Source organism: Streptomyces kunmingensis, from assembly GCF_039533535.1.
Classification (GTDB): domain Bacteria; phylum Actinomycetota; class Actinomycetes; order Streptomycetales; family Streptomycetaceae; genus Streptomyces; species Streptomyces kunmingensis.
Genome location: NZ_BAAATS010000019.1, coordinates 335,544 through 351,907, shown reverse-complemented (window position 1 = coordinate 351,907; position 16,364 = coordinate 335,544). Strand labels below are relative to the sequence as shown.

The following is a 16,364-nucleotide window of genomic DNA, read 5'->3' as shown; positions in this document are numbered from 1 at the left end:
GCGGCCGCCGAGCCCCTCGAGTCGCAGGGGCCCATCAACCGATCGGTTGATGGACCTTCGAGCGTGATGGGCGATGCAGCGGCCCCGGCCCGGCCGGGAGTCTTGAGGCATGAGGACAGGGACCAGTACCACCACCGCACCGCTCATCGAGGTGAGCGGCCTGCGCAAGGCGTACGCGGGACGGACCGTCGTCGACGGGGTGTCCTTCTCCGTCGACGAGGGGGAGATCTTCGGCATCCTCGGGCCCAACGGGGCCGGCAAGACCACCACCGTGGAGTGCGTCGAAGGGCTGCGCGTCCCCGACGAGGGGCAGGTCCGCGTCGCCGGGTTCGACCCCGTGCGCGACCACGACAAGGTCACCCGGATCCTCGGCGCCCAGCTCCAGGAGAGCGAGGTGCAGGCCAAGCTGACCGTGCGCGAGGCCCTGGAGCTGTACTCGTCCTTCTACCCGGACCCGCTCGACTGGCGGCCCCTCGCCGAGCGGCTGCGGCTGGAGGAGAAGCTCGGCACGAGGTTCGCCAAGCTCAGCGGCGGCCAGAAGCAGCGCCTGTTCATCGCGCTCGCCCTCGTCGGCAACCCGCGCGTCGTCGTCCTGGACGAACTCACCACCGGGCTCGACCCGCGCGCCCGCCGCGACACCTGGCAGCTCATCGAGGACGTACGGGACAGCGGCGTCACCGTGCTGCTCGTCACGCACTTCATGGAGGAGGCGCAGCGGCTGTGCGACCGCATCGCCGTCATCGACAAGGGGCGCGTCGCCGCCCTGGACACCCCGGCCGGGCTGATCAGCCGGGCCGCCGGGGCGACCGTCATCTCCTTCACCCCGTCCGCGCCGCTCGACGACCGTGAGCTGGCCGGACTCCCCGGGCTCGCCACCGTCGAACACCGCGACGGCCGTACGACCCTGACCGGCGGCGACGAGACGGTCAACGCCGTCGTCACCCTGCTCGCCCGGCACCACATCACCGCCCACCAACTCCGGGTCGTCGACGCCACGCTGGACGACGCGTTCCTCGACCTGACGGGAGCCGGCCAGTCATGAGCACCCACACCGCTACCAGTGGCATCAGCGCGCGCCCTGGCGCCAACTCCACCGTCCTGCGCAGCGAGTTCCGGCTGTTCCTGCGCGAACCCGGCGCCCTCTTCGGTATCGCCGTCTTCCCGCCCGTGCTCCTGGTGATCCTCGGCTGCATCCCCGCGTTCCGCGCGTCCGACTCCGGGCCCGACGGACTGCGCCTGATCGACGCATACGTTCCCGTCACCGTGCTGATGCCGCTGATCGTGGCCGGCCTGCAGGCGATGGCGCCGGTCATCGCGGGCTACCGGGAGCGCGGCATCCTGCGCCGCATGTCGACGACACCGGTACAGCCGCCCGCGCTGCTCGGGGCGCAGATGGCCATTCACGGCATCGCGGCCTTCCTCTCGTCGCTGCTCTCGCTCGCCATCGGGCGGCTCGCGTTCGACGTCCGGCTGCCGCCGCAGGCCTTCGGCTATCTGCTCGCGCTCGTGCTCTCGGTCGTCGTCGGCCTCTCGCTCGGCGCGCTGGTCGCCGCCCAGGCCCGCACCCAGAAGGTCGCCGGCGCCATCGGCTCCGCCGTGTTCTTCCCCAGCATGTTCTGTGCCGGGGTGTGGCTGCCGGTGCAGGCGATGCCGGACGGGCTCGCCAGGGTCGTCGAGTGCACCCCGTTCGGCGCCGCGTCCCAGGCGCTGAGCGACGCCGCCGCGGGGGACTGGCCGGGCTGGATCCACCTCGCCGTCCTCGTCGTGTGGGCCGTGCTCCTGTCCGGCGCCGCGGCGCGCTGGTTCCGCTGGGAGTGACCGGGGGTGAGCGGGAGCGAGACGATGACGGACAGCGGGCCCGTGCAGACTGAGTGCATGACGACGGGGACGGACCAGCGCGGCGCCGCCGAGGTGGCGGCCCGGACGGTCCAGGAGCGCTGGGCCAACTTCCACCGCTACGGCCCCTGGGGCCTGCTCGGGGTCGGCGTCGTCCTGTCCGTCGCCACGGCCCACGTCGTCGGCATGGACCGGCTCGACTGGTACCTCTTCGTGCCGCTGTCCGTAGCCGCCGTCGTCCTCCAGCTGTGGTGGGGCCGCGCGATGCGCACCAGGCCGGAACCCAGCCGCGCCGGCGTCCTCTACTACTGGGTCCGCTGGGCGATCGCCTTCGTCGGCTCGCTCACCAACCCGTTCTACGTGTTCTACGCGGCCTGCGGCTACTTCGACATCACGCGGCTCGTCCCGGCCCGGCAGATCAGGCCGGGACTCTTCGCGGCGATCGTCGTCGTGGCCGGGTCCCAGTCCGGCGGACTGCCACCGGACAACTCGTCGGGCTGGATCCTGTTCGGCGGCCTCCTCGCGGTCAACTCCGTCCTGGTCGGCTTCATGGGCCACATCAACAACAAGGAACAGGAGGCGGAGCGCGTCCAGATCGAGACCATCGCCGAACTGGAGCGCACCAACACCGCCCTCCAGCAGGCGATGGACGAGAATGCGCAACTTCACACCCAACTCCTTGTCCAGGCACGGGAAGCGGGCGTCGCCGACGAACGCCGCAGGCTCGCCGCCGAGATCCACGACACCATCGCGCAGGGCCTGGCCGGGATCATCGCCCAGCTCCAGGTCGTCGCGAACGCCCCCACCCTCGAGGTCGCCCGCGAGCACCTCGACCGCGCCTCGGGACTCGCCCGGCACAGCCTCGGCGAGGCCCGCCGCTCCGTCCACAACCTCTCGCCCGCCGCCCTCGCCGACGCCACACTCCCCGAGGCGCTGAAGAAGACCGTCGCCGAATGGGCGGGCCGCACCGGCGTACGCGCCGAGTTCACCGTCACCGGCACCGCCGAGCCGCTCCACGACGAGATCGAGGCGAGCCTGCTGCGCATCGCCGAGGAGGCGCTGTCCAACGCGGCCCGGCACGCGCACGCCACCCGGCTCGGCGTCACCCTCTCCTTCATGGCGGGGGAGGTCACCCTCGACGTGCGCGACGACGGACGCGGCTTCGACCCGATCGCCCTGCCCGCCCGCACCGGCACCGCGGGCTTCGGCCTCGACGGCATGCGGGCCCGCGCCGAACGCCTGGCCGGCGACGTCACCGTCGAGTCGGAGCCGGGCGGCGGCACGGCGATCTCGGCTCGCGTACCGTTGGTGCGCCATGACTGACCCGGTGATCACGCTCCTCATCGTCGACGACCACCCCGTGGTCCGCGACGGCCTGCGCGGCATGTTCGACTCCGCGGCGGGCTTCACGGTCCTTGGCGAGGCGGCGAACGGGGCCGAGGCGCTCACCCGTACCGCCGCACTCGACCCGGACGTCGTCCTGATGGACCTGCGGATGCCCGGCGGAGGCGGCGTCGACGCCATCAAGGAGCTGACCCGGCGCGGCGCCCGCGCCCGCGTCCTGGTCCTCACCACGTACGACACCGACTCGGACACGCTGCCCGCGATCGAGGCGGGCGCCACCGGCTACCTCCTCAAGGACGCCCCGCGCGAGGAACTGTTCACGGCCGTGCGCGCCGCCGCCGAGGGCCGCACGGTCCTCTCCCCGGCGGTCGCCTCCCGCCTCGTCACGGCGGTCCGCACGCCCGCCGCGCCCGCCGAGGAGACCCTCTCGGCCCGCGAACGCGAAGTCCTGCTCCTGGTCTCCAGAGGCACCTCGAACAAGGAGATCGCGCGCGAGCTGTTCATCAGCGAGGCCACGGTGAAGACCCATCTCACGCACATCTACGCCAAGTTGGGCGTGAAGGACCGCGCGGCGGCGGTAGCGGTGGCCTACGACCGCAAGATCCTGGGCTGACGCCGCTACTCCTGATCGTCTGCGGCCCCCACCGGTCGGCACCTGCCGACGCAACAGTCACCCCGCAGACGCGCCTGCGCCCCCTACTCCCGCACCCTCAGCAGCAACACACTCCGCGCCTCCACCGCAATCACCGCCCCCGCGTCGTACACCACCCCCGGCACAGCCCCCTGCTCCTCGAGGCCCGTGTCCACCACCACCTCGTACACCCGCGCCCACGGCTCACCGGGCAGGACGAAGTTCGACGCCGAGTCACCCGCGTGCAGAACCGCGAGGAAACTGTCGTCCTCGATCGGCTCGCCGCGCGCGTCCCGGCCCGGGATGTCCTGCCCGGACAGGTACATGCCGAGCGTGGCGGCGGGCGCGTACCAGTCGCCCTCCGTCATCTCGGTGCCGCGTGACGTGAACCAGGCCAGGTCCCGCAGCCCGTCGACGGAACGCGCCCGCCCGGAGAAGAACGCGCGCCGCCGCAGCACGGGATGTGCGTGCCGCAGCGCGATCAGCCGGGACGTGAGGTCGAACAGGGCCCGCCAGCCGGGGTCGTCGAGGAGCCCCCAGTCGACCCAGCTGATCTCGTTGTCCTGGCAGTACGCGTTGTTGTTGCCGCCCTGGGTACGCCCGAACTCGTCTCCCGCGACCAGCATCGGCACACCCGTGGAGAGCAGCAGCGTCGTCAGCAGGCTCCGCAACTGGCGTCGGCGCAGGGCGAGTACGGACTCCTCGGTGCTCTCGCCCTCGGCGCCGCAGTTCCAGGACCGGTTGTCGTTCGTGCCGTCCCGGTTGCCCTCGCCGTTGGCCTCGTTGTGCTTGCGCTCGTAACTGACCAGGTCGCGCAGGGTGAAGCCGTCGTGCGCGGTGATGAAGTTGACCGACGCGTACGGGCGCCGCCCGCCCCACGCGTACAGGTCGCTCGACCCGGAGAGCCGGTACCCCAGATCCCGTACGTCCGGGAGCGCGCCGCGCCAGAAGTCCCGTACGGCGTTGCGGTAGCGGTCGTTCCACTCGGTCCACAGCGGGGGGAAGGCGCCGACCTGGTAGCCGCCGGAGCCCACGTCCCACGGCTCCGCGATCAGCTTCACGCGCCGCAGCACCGGATCCTGCGCGATGACCGCGAGGAACGGCGAGAGCATGTCGACGTCGTGCATGGACCGGGCGAGCGCCGCCGCCAGGTCGAAGCGGAAGCCGTCGACGCCCATCTCCGTCACCCAGTAGCGCAGCGAGTCGGTGATCAGGCGCAGCACCTGCGGCTTCACCACGTGCAGGGTGTTGCCGCAGCCCGTGTAGTCGGCGTAGCGCCGCGCGTCGTCCTGGAGCCGGTAGTAGCCGCGGTTGTCGATGCCCTTCAGTGACAGCATCGGGCCCAGCTCGCCCGCCTCCGCCGTGTGGTTGTAGACGACGTCGAGGATGACTTCGATCCCGGCGTCGTGCAGCGCCCGCACCATCCGCTTGAACTCGTTGACCTGCTGCCCGGCCGTGCCGGACGCCGCGTACGCCGCGTGCGGGGCGAAGTAGCCGATCGAGTTGTAGCCCCAGTAGTTCTTCAGGTCGCGCCGCAGCAGATGGTCCTCGTGGGCGAACTGGTGCACCGGCAGCAGCTCCACCGCGGTGACCCCGAGCCGCGTGAGGTGCTCGATCGCCGCCGGGTGGGCCAGGCCCGCGTACGTGCCCCGCAGCTCCTCGGGTATCCCCGGGTGCCGCTGGGTGAAGCCGCGCACGTGCAGCTCGTAGATGACCGAGTCCGACCACGGCGTCTTGGGACGCCGGTCGTCCACCCACTCGTCACCGGGCGCGTCGTCGTGGACCACGACCCCCTTCGGAACGTACGGGGCCGAGTCCCGGCCGTCGCGGACGGTGTCGGCCACGTGCTGCTGGGGCCAGTCGCGGACATGCCCGTACACCTCGGCCGGCAACGTGAACTCGCCGTCCACGGCGCGCGCGTACGGGTCGAGCAGCAGCTTCGCCGGGTTCCAGCGGGCGCCCGTCCACGGGTCCCAGCGGCCGTGCACGCGGAAGCCGTAGCGCTGCCCGGGCAGCACGCCCGGCACGAAGCCGTGCCAGATCTCATCGGTCGCCTCGGCCAGTGGCGACCGGCGCTCGCGCCCCTGCGCGTCGAACAGACACAGGTCGACGGAGTCGGCGCCGCCGGCCCACAGCGCGAAGTTCGTTCCCGCGACGCCGTCCGGACCGACCCGGAACCGGGCGCCGAGCGGCACGGGCGCGCCGGGCCACACCGGTTCGACCGGGGCAGTGCGTCCTCGCTCCGGGTCATGGGGCGCCGGCGCGCGGACGGGTGGCCTGCCGTTCCCCGTCCGGCCGGCCGGCACACCGGTCTGCACTGCCTCCTGCTCGGGTGCGCTCGACACCTGACAGCCTCCCGCGGCTCCACGAAGGTTGGGTGACGGGGCGTGCGGCGTCCCGGCCGCACCGCCCCCGGATCCCCTCTCCACTGTTCTGCCCAGAGCGCGGGTCGCACTCACGTTTCCCCGGCGGGGGGAGCGTCGTTGGCGTGGCGTGAGAACAGCTGTGAGGCGCGCGCGGCGCGCAGGGGCGACATTGGCCGCCGTACTGACATGGGCAGGACTGGTCGGCGGGCTCGCCGGCTGTGATTCGGGCGGGGCGTTCGGCAAGCCGCACTCGCCCGAGGAGCTGATCCGGGTCACCCCGGACGACGCGGGACGGAACGTGAAGGCGGACGAACCCCTGCGGGTCGAGGTGGCCGAGGGCCGCCTGGAGTCGGTCGAGGTGGTCAGGGTCCAGGACGCGCGGGAGGAGCCGGTCGCCGGGCGCCTGGAGGACGACGGCACGCGCTGGCGCCCCACGGGCCCGGGCGCGGACCGGCTGACGCTCGCCGCGAAGTACACGGTCGACGCGGTCGCGGTCGACGGTGACGGCCGCCGGATGGCCCGCCACACCACGTTCACGACGTCCGTTCCCGACGAGCGGTTCATCGGCTACGTGACGCCGGAGAACCGTGCGACGGTCGGCACGGGCATGATCGTGAAACTGGAGTTCAACCGGGAGATCGAGAACCGCGCCGCGGTCGAGCGCGGCGTCCGCATCAGGTCCAGGCCCGCCGTGGAGATCGCGCCCCACTGGTTCGGCAAGACGCGCCTCGACTTCCGCCCGCAGCGGTACTGGAAGCCCGGCACCCAGGTCACCGTCGACCTCGACCTGCGCGACGTGGAGGCGGCCCGCGGCGTCTACGGCCTCCAGCACAAGTCGTTCTCGTTCACCGTCGGCCGCAGCCAGATCAGCGTGGTCGACGCGGCGGAGCACACGATGGAGGTCCGCAGGAACGGCGCGCTGGTGGACACCCTGCCGATCACGGCGGGGGCGCCGCGCTCGACGACGTACAACGGGCGGATGGTCGTCACCGAGATGCTCGACGTGACCCGTATGAACAGCCGCACCGTCGGCTTCGGCGGTGAGTACGACATCCCGGACGTGCCGCACGCGATCCGGCTCACCGACTCGGGCACGTTCCTGCACGGCAATTACTGGTCGGGCGGAGCCTTCGGCTCCAGCAACGTCAGTCACGGCTGTGTCGGGCTGCGCGACGTGAAGGGCGGCAGTTCCCTCACCCCAGCAGGCTGGTTCTTCGACCGCACCCTCATCGGCGACGTCGTCGAGGTGAAGAACAGCGCTGACAAGAAAGTGGCTCCGGACAACGGCCTCGGGGGCTGGAACATGGAGTGGGGCGCGTGGAAGGCCGGGGCGGCGGCGGGTTCGTAGCCCGCCGGACGCGGAAAGGGGGGCGCCGCCCGGGCGTTGGGACCGAACGGTGACATTAGCGGGGATCCGTTTTCCCAGGTCGTGCGGTTAAATTTTCAAACGCGCGCGCAGACGCGCAGGGGTGCGGGCCTTGGACCGAGGCCCTGCGAGGGGAGAGAACATCTTGAACGGGCGACGACCGATATCGGCGGCTCTGCTGGGGGCGGCACTGCTGCTGGTCACCGCGTGCGGTGGCGGGGGCGGTGCGGGGGACGACGGCAAGGGGAAATCCGACAAGGCGGAGGCGAACAAGCCGTCGCAGGCCGTCGTCACCGTGGCACCGAAGGACGGTGCCGACGCCGTCGCCACCAGCGGGGCCCTGAAGATAACCGCCGACAAGGGCAAACTGACCGAGGTGAAGGTCGCCGACTCCAAGGGCAACCCGGTCGAGGGCGACATCACCGGCGGCACGAGCTGGACGCCCGCCCACCACCTGGCCGCGTCCACCAAGTACAAGGTGCACGCGGTGGCGAAGGACAAGGACGGCCGCGAGTCGGCCAAGGACTCCACGTTCACCACGCTGACCCCGAAGAACACCTTCGTCGGCACGTTCACGCCCGAGGACGGTTCGAAGGTCGGCGTCGGCATGCCGTTCTCGATCCGCTTCACGCGGGGCATCACGCACCCCGAGGACGTCGTGAAGGCGATCACCGTGAAGACGGAGCCGGCGGTCGCGGTCGAGCCCCACTGGTTCGGCAACGACCGCATCGACTTCCGCCCCGAGAAGTACTGGGCGAGCGGTACCGAGGTCACGGTGAAGCTGAACCTCGACGGCGTCGAGGGACGCCCGGGCGTCTACGGCAAGCAGGTCCGCACGGTGAAGTTCACCATCGGCCGCAGCCAGGTCTCCACGGTCGACGCCAAGACGCACATGATGACCGTCGAGCGTGACGGCAAGACGCTCAAGAAGATCCCGGTCACGACGGGCAAGCCCGGCTACGAGACCTGGGAGGGGCAGATGGTCATGAGCGAGAAGCTGACGGTGACCCGGATGAACGGCGAGACGGTCGGCTACGGCGGCGAGTACGACATCAAGGACGTCCCGCACGCCATCCGCCTGACCAACTCCGGCACCTTCATCCACGGCAACTACTGGGGCGGCGACGCCTTCGGCAACTACAACGCCAGCCATGGCTGCGTCGGCCTGCGGGACGTCCGCGGCGGCTACGACAGCAAGATCTCGGCTGCCTGGTTCTTCAACCAGTCGATGATCGGTGACGTGGTGATCGTCAAGAACACCCACGACAAGACGGTGGCCGCGGACAACGGGTTCAACGGCTGGAACATGTCGTGGGCGGACTGGACGAAGTAGCGTGAACGGCCGCTAACCTGCGGGCCATGACCGTACACCTGGAAATCGCCGACGGGGTGGGCACGATCCGCCTCGACCGCCCCCCGATGAACGCCCTGGACGTCGCCGTCCAGGACCGCATCAAGGAACTGGCACATGAGGCCACGGCCCGTACCGACGTACGGGCCGTGGTCGTCCGCGGCAGCGAGAAGGTCTTCGCGGCCGGCGCGGACATCAAGGAGATGCAGGCCATGGACCACGCGGCCATGGTCGGCAGGGCCCGCGCCCTCCAGGACTCGTTCAGCGCGGTCGCCCGCATCCCCAAGCCCGTCGTCGCCGCCGTCACGGGCTACGCCCTGGGCGGCGGTTGCGAGCTGGCGCTCTGTGCCGACTTCCGGATCGCCGCCGACAACGCCAAGCTCGGCCAGCCGGAGATCCTGCTCGGCCTGATCCCGGGCGCCGGCGGCACCCAGCGCCTCGCCCGTCTGATCGGCCCGTCCAAGGCCAAGGACCTGATCTTCACCGGCCGCCAGGTCAGGGCCGACGAAGCACTCACTCTCGGTCTCGTGGACCGCGTCGTCCCGGCCGCGGAGGTCTTCGCGGCGGCGCACGCCTGGGCCGCGAAGCTGGCGCAGGGTCCGGCGATCGCCCTGCGCGCGGCGAAGGAGTCCATCGACGCGGGTCTGGAGACGGACCTGGAGACCGGCCTCGCCATCGAACGCACCTGGTTCGCGGGTCTGTTCGCGACCGAGGACCGCGAGACCGGAATGCGTAGCTTTGTCGAGGAAGGTCCGGGCAAGGCGAAGTTCGCCTGAGGGCCCCTCAGATCCGGCGGTCAACTCGCCGACGACACGGTCGAGTTGAACGCGTACCTCGTTGGAGCGCATTATCCGCACCTTAAGAGAACCTTAAACAAACCTTGCCCGTGACGATCAAGAATCGGCCGTGCACGGTAAGTCATCGCAGGTCAGCCAGGGTGCGAGTTGGATTAAGTGCCTATGGCATATGCCAAACCGGCCCCCCGGAATGAGGCGTTCCGGGGGGCTTATTCAGCCGGAACGCCCCCAAGACCCTGTCTCTGCGGCCATCATGGGGGGCATGGCGGGGCTTGAGGGTGTCGAACATCCGCGACGGCACGGTAGTAGTGCGACCGCGGCGCGCTGGTCTCCCGCGGTCGAGGACGAATTCGCGCTGCGGGCGCTGGAGTTGTTCGGAAATCCGACCGAGGGTGAGGTGCAACTTCCGTCGCGCCCTGAATCGGCGGCGACCGCCCGGCGGCTCGCGCAGGTCGTCGTCCTGCGTCACTGGGGCCTGTCTCCGAAGATGACCGAGGACGCGGTCCTGCTCGTCTCCGAGCTCGTGGGCAACGCGGTGCGGCACACCGGCGCCCGTGTCTTCGGACTGCGCATGCTGCGCCGGCGCGGCTGGGTCCGCGTCGAGGTGCGCGATCCGTCCCGCGGTCTGCCGTGCCTGATGCCCGTCCAGGCCTTCGATGTCTCCGGCCGTGGTCTCTTCCTCGTCGACAAGCTCTCCGACCGCTGGGGCGTCGACCTGCTGCCGCGTGGCAAGACGACCTGGTTCGAGATGAGGGTCGCCGACCGCTGAGCGAGCGGACCCGCCTGCCGGGTCCGGCTCGCACGAAAGCCCCCGTTCTCGCCGTCGTACGGCGCCGCGGGGGCTTTCGTGTGGTGCGCCGCGAACAGTGGGGGGTGTAGTCCGCGGCGTCTGACGACGACCTGGCCCGGGTCAATGGGGGTCGTGGCACCGATCATGGCAGACGGGGCCACAGAGAACCAAATGAATCAATGGTGACCTGAGCCACGGGCCTCGCAAATGAAGAACAATTACAGTCGGCATCCAGTAATCGTTAAGGTCTTCGGGTCGGTAAACGTAAATAGTCCGTAATGCCCGTTAAATAAGCGGGATGACCACGGCAGAACCGATCCGACGCCGCTCGGCCCTGCGCCTCGGCGCCGGGCTCGCCGCCGCCCTCACCACCGGCTGCGCCACCGAACGAGGGGCCCCCGCGCCCGCACCGGCCGCCCGCTCCGCGTCCCCGCACCCCGCACGGGCCGCACCGGCCGCCCCCGCGCCTCGCCGCCTCCCCGGCCTGCCCGCCGAGATCGACCACGGCCCGCGCACCGGCGGCCGGGTCGCCCTCACCTTCCACGGCCAGGGCGACCCGGCCATTGCCCACGCGGTCCTGGCAGAGGCCGAGCGGGCCCGCGCCCACGTCACCGTGCTGGCCGTCGGCACCTGGCTCGACGAACATCCGGCCGTCGCCCGGCGCATCCTCGACGGCGGTCACGACCTGGGCAACCACACCCTGCACCACCGCACCATCACCGCCATGTCCGAGGCCGACGCGTACGCCGAGATCACCGGCTGCGCCGAGCGCCTGCGCCGCCTCACCGGCTCCATCGGCACCTGGTTCCGGCCCTCGCGCACCCAGCGGGCGACCCCGCTCGTCACCCGCCTCGCCCGGCGCGCCGGCTACCCGCACGTCCTGTCGTACGACGTCGACTCCCTCGACCACACCTTGCCGGGGCCGGCCGCCGTCGTCGCCAACGTCTCCGCGGGTGTCCGTTCCGGCTCGGTCGTCAGCCTGCACTTCGGCTACCGGGACACGATCGCCGCCCTGCCGCCCCTCCTGGACCACCTCGACCGTCGCGGCCTGACCGCGGTGACCTGCACGGAGCTGCTCACGTGAACCTCACCCCGCCCCCCTCCCCGAAGGCCCACCCGGCCCTGCGCACCGGCACGCTGCTCGCCACCGCCTGCGTCGTCCTAGCCGCGCTGGCCGGCTGCGGCACCGACGACACCGCGGACCGCGCCACCCAGGGCGCCGTCAAGGCGGCCGAGCCGGTCGAGCCGGCGGTGCGGAAGCAGAAGCCGGTGTACGGACTGCCCGGCATGCCGCCCGTCCTCGACCCCGAGGACGTGTACGCGGCGGACCGCCCCGGCAAGCTCTCGCCGGTCGTCAAGGACTTCCCGTCCCGGATCTACGTGCCCAACACCGAGTCCGACACGGTCACCGTCATCGACCCCAGGACGTACAAGGTCACCGAGACCATCCAGGTCGGGCACCAGCCGCAGCACGTCGTCCCCTCCTGGGACATGAAGACGCTGTGGGTCAACAACAACCGCGGGCACACGCTCACCCCGATCGACCCGAAGAGCGGGAAGGCGGGCAAGCCGGTCGACGTGCACGACCCGTACAACCTTTACTTCACGCCCGACGGCAAGTACGCCGTCGTGATGGCCTCGCTCGACCGCCAGCTGGTCTTCCGCGATCCGCACACCATGAAGGTGAAGCACACCGAACCCGTCAGCTGCTACGGCGTCAACCACGCCGACTTCTCCCTCGACGGCCGCTACTTCATCGTGAGCTGCGAGTTCAGCGGCGAACTCCTCAAGGTCGACACCGCGCGCATGAAGGTCGTCGCGCAGCAGAAGCTCCCCTTCCAGGGCGCCATGCCGCAGGACGTGAAGATGTCCCCCGACGGCAAGAGGTTCTACGTCGCCGACATGATGGCCGACGGCATGTGGGTCCTGGACGGCGACACCTTCTCCAAGCCGAAACTGCTGCCGACCGGCAAGGGCACGCACGGCCTCTACGTCAGCCGCGACTCCAAGGAGATGTACGTCTCCAACCGCGGCGAGGGCACCGTCTCGGTCTTCGACTTCGGCCGGAACGCGCTGACCAAGAAGTGGAAGCTGCCCAAGGGCGGCAGCCCCGACATGGGCGGCGTCTCGGCCGACGGCAGAACGCTGTGGCTCTCCGGCCGCTACGACTCCGAGGTGTACGCCATCGACACACGCACCGGCGCCGAGATCGCCCGGGTCCCCGTGGGCCGCGGCCCGCACGGCCTCGCGGTGTACCCGCAGCCCGGCCGCTACTCCCTGGGCCACACGGGCATCTTCCGCTGAAGCTCCGCGCCCCGTGCGGGGCGCGGGGATCTGCGCGACCAGCCACGACGAAGCCGCGGACGCGACTGCTCATGCACCGGGCAGACGCGCCCGCGGCTTCGTGTGTACGACGCCTAACCCAGCCCGGGCATGAGCATCAGCGCTTCGGAGCCGACAGCCCGGTACCCCGCCCACTGGAACACCCGCACACTCCGCGCGTTCCCGGGCGACTGCTGCGACCAGACGGACTCCGCGGGCACCAAGTGGCGTGCGGCGAGCGCCAGTTGCCGCCCTAGGCCCCGGTGGCGTACGTCCTCGGCGACCTCGATCGCCGCCTCCCAGCGGCCGCCGACCCCGCGCCCGAGCACCAGGATGCCGCCGGGCGTCTCCCAGACGCGTACCTCGTCGCGGCGCGTGAGGGCGCGTGTCACCCGGGGGTGCTCCCGGTCCCGGATCTCGCGCAGTTCGAGCGGCGGCGGGCCCGCGAGCGCCGACGCCACCGTCAGCAGGTCGATCGTGTCGTGCGCCCGGCCCGTGCGGTCCATGAACGAGTTGAGGAACCGCGCGTTCATGGACGCCGCGAACGCATCGCAGTCCACCGCCGCCAGCGCCGCGCGCACCCAGCTCTCGGGCTCGTCCGTGAACACCACGGTGTGCGCCGTGAACGCGAGCACGCCCGCGTCCCGCGCGCACAGCTGCGGCACGACCGTCGTCGCCCCGTCCGGCGGCGGGAAGACGCCCTTGGCCGCCGCGTCGAGAATGTTCCGCAGATCCACCCTGGCTCCTCGCTTGAGTCTCCACCCACTGGAAGGCCCAGACTCCCCGACATGACCGACGACGGCCCGCCCCTGCTCACGATCGGACAGCTCGCCCGCCGCACCGGCCTCACGGTGCGCACCATCCGCTACTGGTCCGACGAGGGCGTCCTGCACCCCGTGACCCGCAGCGACGGCGGATACCGACTGTACGACGCCGAGTCCGTGGCCCGCCTGGAGCTCGTCCGCACCCTGCGCGAGCTGGGCCTCGGCCTGGACGACGTACGCCAGGTGCTGGGCGGGGAGCGGTCCGTCGCGTCCGTGGCCGCCGCGCACGTGACGGCACTCGACGCCCAGATGCGGGTGCTGCGGCTGAACCGGGCCGTGCTGTCGACCGTCGCGAAGCGCAACTCGACCACCGAGGAGATGGCCCTGATGAACAGACTGGCACGGCTCTCCGCCGCCGAACGCAAGCACATCATCGACGACTTCATGCAGGAGACGTTCGGCGGTCTGGACGCCGCGGACCCCGACATCCGCAACCGGATGCGGATCATGGTCCCCGATCTGCCCGACGACCCGACCAGCGCCCAGGTCGACGCCTGGGTGGAGCTGGCCGAGCTGATCTAGGACACGGATTTCCGCGCGCACATGCGCCGGATGATCGAGTTCAACAACGCCGACCGGGGCCCCGACGTGCCGCCCGGCAGCTCGCTGTGGTTCATGAGCCGGCTGGTGCACCTCGCGGGCGAGGCACAGGAGCGCGGGATCGCGCCCGGCTCCGACGAGGCGGACGAGGTGCTGCGGGGACTGCTCGGCGACGCCGACCGGGCCGAGGTCCTCGAACGGCTCGAAGCGGCGGCCAACAACGACGTCGCCAGGTTCCGTGACCTGGTCGCCCTGGTCCGGGGCCTCGAACCGACGCGCCGTCCCGACGGAGAGTTCACCTGGGTACTCGCCGCACTGCGCGCGCGACTCGCCGGATAATCTGACCCCGTCAACACAGCAGTACGTAAACGAGGGGTGGTCCCGGTGGCGGACATCGAGGAAGCACGTAAGGCGTTCGACCGGTTCGACGCGGACGGCGACGGCTTCATCACGGCGGCCGAGTACAAGAGCGCCATGGCGCAGATGGGCGACTTCAACGTCACCGAGGCGGTGGCCGAGGTCCTCATCGCCCGGCAGGACGCCAACGGGGACAAGCTCCTCTCGTTCGACGAGTTCTGGGCCAACCTGAACAAGGCCTGAGCCTGTCTCCGAATAGGCCACCGAGCTCCGTCCGCCGGGGCGGGAGTCCAGCGCTCCCGCCCCGGCGGACGTGTGTCTCGACCCGCCGCGCGTGCCGTCCGGTCGACGAGCGACGGGCCAGCCGCGTCAACTCCCAGTCGGGTAGGGGCGGAATGGCGGGCTGACGGGTCCGGGGGAGGGCTCGGCCGTCACCCGTTGAGCGGCACCCAGGAATAGCCCGGACCCCATCGAGGTTCGCGTCCATGCACATGCATGGATCTCTCTCGAAGGGCCAGACATGAAGATCGGCATCATCGGCGCGGGCAACATCGGCGGCAATCTCACCCGGCGCTTCACCGCCGTCGGCCACGACGTCCACGTGGCCAACTCGCGTGGCCCGCACACCCTCACCGAGCTCGCCGAGGAGACCGGGGCCACGCCCGCCACCATCGAGGACGCGGTGCGCGACGCGCAGGTCGTGGTCGTCACGATCCCGCTCAAGGCCGTCCCGAACCTGCCCGACGGCCTCCTGGACGAGGCCGCCCCCGACGTCACGGTCATCGACACCGGCAACTACTACCCGCAGCAGCGCGACGGGAGGATCGCCGAGATCGAGGAGGGCCTGACCGAGAGCCGCTGGACCGAGCGCCAGATCGGCCACCAGGTCGTCAAGGCGTTCAACGGCACCTACGCCCAGGACATCCTCGACAAGCCGCGCCCGTCCGGCGACCCGGCCCGGGTCGCCCTGCCCATCGCGAGCGACGACACCGCGGCCAAGCAGGCCGTCACCGCCCTCCTCGACGAGATCGGCTTCGACACCGTCGACGCGGGCGGCCAGGACGAATCCTGGCGCCAGCAGCCCGGCACCCCCGTCTACGGCCTCTCCTCCGACGCCATCGCCGTCCGCAAGGCCCTGGAGGCAGCCTCCCCGGAGCGCACCGCGGAGTGGCGCGCCTGACTCACCGCACCGTCGGCTCCCGTCAGGACGTGGCCCACTCGCGCAGCGCCGCCTTGCTCGCGAAATTGGCCACGTTCTTGTCGAGGGGATTGTCGGTGTACTGGTGGAAACGCCAGTCCGCCTGGATACGGGGCTTGCCCGACGTCACGTAGTCGGCGATCCAGAGGCCGTCACCCGCGTACGACGTCGTGTCTATGTTCAACCAGAAGTTCCTGTTCGCGTAGAGGAGCACCCGGTTGTTCGGCCGCAGCTTCTTCACCTCACGGATGAACTTGTCCTTCTCCGCGTTGCTCGCGTGCGACCCGCTCCCGGTCGTCTCCCAGTCGACCGCCAGCAGGTCACCCGCCTTCTCGGGCGCCTTGCTCACGAAGTACTCGGCCTGCGCCGCGAGGTTCCCCGGCCACAGGAAGTGGTAGAAGCCGACGACACAGCCGGCGTCCCGCGCCGCCTTCGTCTGCGCCGTCAAGCGCGGATTGACGTAACTGCGGCCCTCCGTGGCCTTGATGAAGACGAACGACAGGCCGTCCGTGCTGAACGAGGTCTGGTACGCGCTGACGTCTATGCCACGAATCACGGCTATGCCTCCTGGTCGGTGGGGCGACGAAGTCGACATACCCATCGTTCCCGGGCGGGCACCGTCGCGTGGTCACCTGTCTTTGA

Annotated in this window: 15 protein-coding genes and 1 pseudogene; 13 read left to right on the top strand and 3 right to left on the bottom strand. The window is 70.7% G+C overall.

The genetic code is table 11. From position 1 onward, the window contains the following. The first annotated feature begins 109 nt into the window (after positions 1-109). Genes ABD366_RS25935 through ABD366_RS25920 form a run of 4 tightly spaced genes read left to right on the top strand, consistent with a single transcriptional unit; the run spans position 110 to position 3,793 of the window. Positions 110-1,042, top strand: coding sequence for an ABC transporter ATP-binding protein (locus ABD366_RS25935; protein WP_324774954.1), 933 nt, complete (start codon positions 110-112; stop codon positions 1,040-1,042). Further along, complete coding sequence (locus ABD366_RS25930; protein ID WP_324774951.1) at positions 1,039-1,818, top strand: ABC transporter permease; 780 nt, start codon at positions 1,039-1,041, stop codon at positions 1,816-1,818. Before ABD366_RS25935 ends, ABD366_RS25930 begins: the two co-directional genes overlap by 4 nt. A gap of 57 nt (positions 1,819-1,875) precedes the next feature. After that, on the top strand, positions 1,876-3,159 hold the full coding sequence (locus ABD366_RS25925) for a sensor histidine kinase (protein WP_324774948.1): 1,284 nt from the start codon (positions 1,876-1,878) through the stop codon (positions 3,157-3,159). Beyond that, on the top strand, positions 3,152-3,793 hold the full coding sequence (locus ABD366_RS25920; RefSeq protein ID WP_324774946.1) for a response regulator transcription factor: 642 nt from the start codon (positions 3,152-3,154) through the stop codon (positions 3,791-3,793). Before ABD366_RS25925 ends, ABD366_RS25920 begins: the two co-directional genes overlap by 8 nt. An 83-nt stretch (positions 3,794-3,876) precedes the next feature. Here ABD366_RS25920 and glgX read toward each other — a convergent pair whose 3' ends face one another. Then, entirely contained in the window at positions 3,877-6,156 is a 2,280-nt protein-coding gene (gene glgX, locus ABD366_RS25915; protein ID WP_324774944.1) for a glycogen debranching protein GlgX, read from the bottom strand. Between the two features lie 148 nt (positions 6,157-6,304). Between glgX and ABD366_RS25910 the strand changes: the two genes are divergently transcribed. From ABD366_RS25910 to ABD366_RS25885, 6 genes are all read left to right on the top strand, one after another. Next, entirely contained in the window at positions 6,305-7,525 is a 1,221-nt protein-coding gene (locus tag ABD366_RS25910) for a L,D-transpeptidase (RefSeq protein WP_324774942.1), read from the top strand. Between the two features lie 163 nt (positions 7,526-7,688). Next, positions 7,689-8,876: a L,D-transpeptidase gene (locus tag ABD366_RS25905; RefSeq protein WP_324774940.1), complete on the top strand. Its 1,188-nt coding sequence runs from the start codon at positions 7,689-7,691 to the stop codon at positions 8,874-8,876. A gap of 26 nt (positions 8,877-8,902) precedes the next feature. Next, the gene (locus tag ABD366_RS25900) at positions 8,903-9,670 is read left to right on the top strand and encodes an enoyl-CoA hydratase/isomerase family protein (RefSeq protein WP_324774938.1); all 768 of its coding nucleotides are present in this window, start codon (positions 8,903-8,905) and stop codon (positions 9,668-9,670) included. 283 nt (positions 9,671-9,953) lie between these two features. Continuing rightward, on the top strand, positions 9,954-10,460 hold the full coding sequence (locus ABD366_RS25895; protein WP_324774936.1) for an ATP-binding protein: 507 nt from the start codon (positions 9,954-9,956) through the stop codon (positions 10,458-10,460). A gap of 319 nt (positions 10,461-10,779) precedes the next feature. Next, on the top strand, positions 10,780-11,565 hold the full coding sequence (locus ABD366_RS25890; protein WP_344442543.1) for a polysaccharide deacetylase family protein: 786 nt from the start codon (positions 10,780-10,782) through the stop codon (positions 11,563-11,565). Next, positions 11,562-12,785, top strand: coding sequence for a YncE family protein (locus ABD366_RS25885; protein ID WP_411293719.1), 1,224 nt, complete (start codon positions 11,562-11,564; stop codon positions 12,783-12,785). Before ABD366_RS25890 ends, ABD366_RS25885 begins: the two co-directional genes overlap by 4 nt. Before the next feature lie 113 nt (positions 12,786-12,898). Here ABD366_RS25885 and ABD366_RS25880 read toward each other — a convergent pair whose 3' ends face one another. Beyond that, positions 12,899-13,540: a GNAT family N-acetyltransferase gene (locus tag ABD366_RS25880; protein ID WP_324769584.1), complete on the bottom strand. Its 642-nt coding sequence runs from the start codon at positions 13,538-13,540 to the stop codon at positions 12,899-12,901. A 51-nt stretch (positions 13,541-13,591) separates the two neighbouring features. Here ABD366_RS25880 and ABD366_RS25875 point away from each other — a divergent pair. The 3 genes and pseudogenes from ABD366_RS25875 (at position 13,592) to ABD366_RS25865 (ending at position 15,704) form a co-directional block, all read left to right on the top strand. Further along, a pseudogene (locus tag ABD366_RS25875) lies at positions 13,592-14,506 on the top strand (helix-turn-helix domain-containing protein). A 45-nt stretch (positions 14,507-14,551) separates the two neighbouring features. Next, complete coding sequence (locus ABD366_RS25870; RefSeq protein WP_324769582.1) at positions 14,552-14,767, top strand: EF-hand domain-containing protein; 216 nt, start codon at positions 14,552-14,554, stop codon at positions 14,765-14,767. Between the two features lie 256 nt (positions 14,768-15,023). Further along, positions 15,024-15,704 (top strand): NADPH-dependent F420 reductase, encoded by a 681-nt coding sequence (locus ABD366_RS25865; protein WP_324769597.1) that lies wholly within the window; start codon positions 15,024-15,026, stop codon positions 15,702-15,704. 22 nt (positions 15,705-15,726) lie between these two features. Here the strand turns inward: ABD366_RS25865 and ABD366_RS25860 are convergent, their stop codons facing one another. Then, the gene (locus tag ABD366_RS25860; protein ID WP_324769581.1) at positions 15,727-16,278 is read right to left on the bottom strand and encodes a glycoside hydrolase family 25 protein; all 552 of its coding nucleotides are present in this window, start codon (positions 16,276-16,278) and stop codon (positions 15,727-15,729) included. Positions 16,279-16,364: the final 86 nt, after the last annotated feature.

Coding starts and splice junctions, on each gene's coding strand:
- ABD366_RS25890 (WP_344442543.1), top strand. CDS start 10,780: ATGACCACGGCAGAACCGATCCGACGCCGCTCGGCCCTGCGCCTCGGC.
- ABD366_RS25930 (WP_324774951.1), top strand. CDS start 1,039: ATGAGCACCCACACCGCTACCAGTGGCATCAGCGCGCGCCCTGGCGCC.
- ABD366_RS25935 (WP_324774954.1), top strand. CDS start 110: ATGAGGACAGGGACCAGTACCACCACCGCACCGCTCATCGAGGTGAGC.
- ABD366_RS25925 (WP_324774948.1), top strand. CDS start 1,876: ATGACGACGGGGACGGACCAGCGCGGCGCCGCCGAGGTGGCGGCCCGG.
- ABD366_RS25920 (WP_324774946.1), top strand. CDS start 3,152: ATGACTGACCCGGTGATCACGCTCCTCATCGTCGACGACCACCCCGTG.
- ABD366_RS25900 (WP_324774938.1), top strand. CDS start 8,903: ATGACCGTACACCTGGAAATCGCCGACGGGGTGGGCACGATCCGCCTC.
- ABD366_RS25895 (WP_324774936.1), top strand. CDS start 9,954: ATGGCGGGGCTTGAGGGTGTCGAACATCCGCGACGGCACGGTAGTAGT.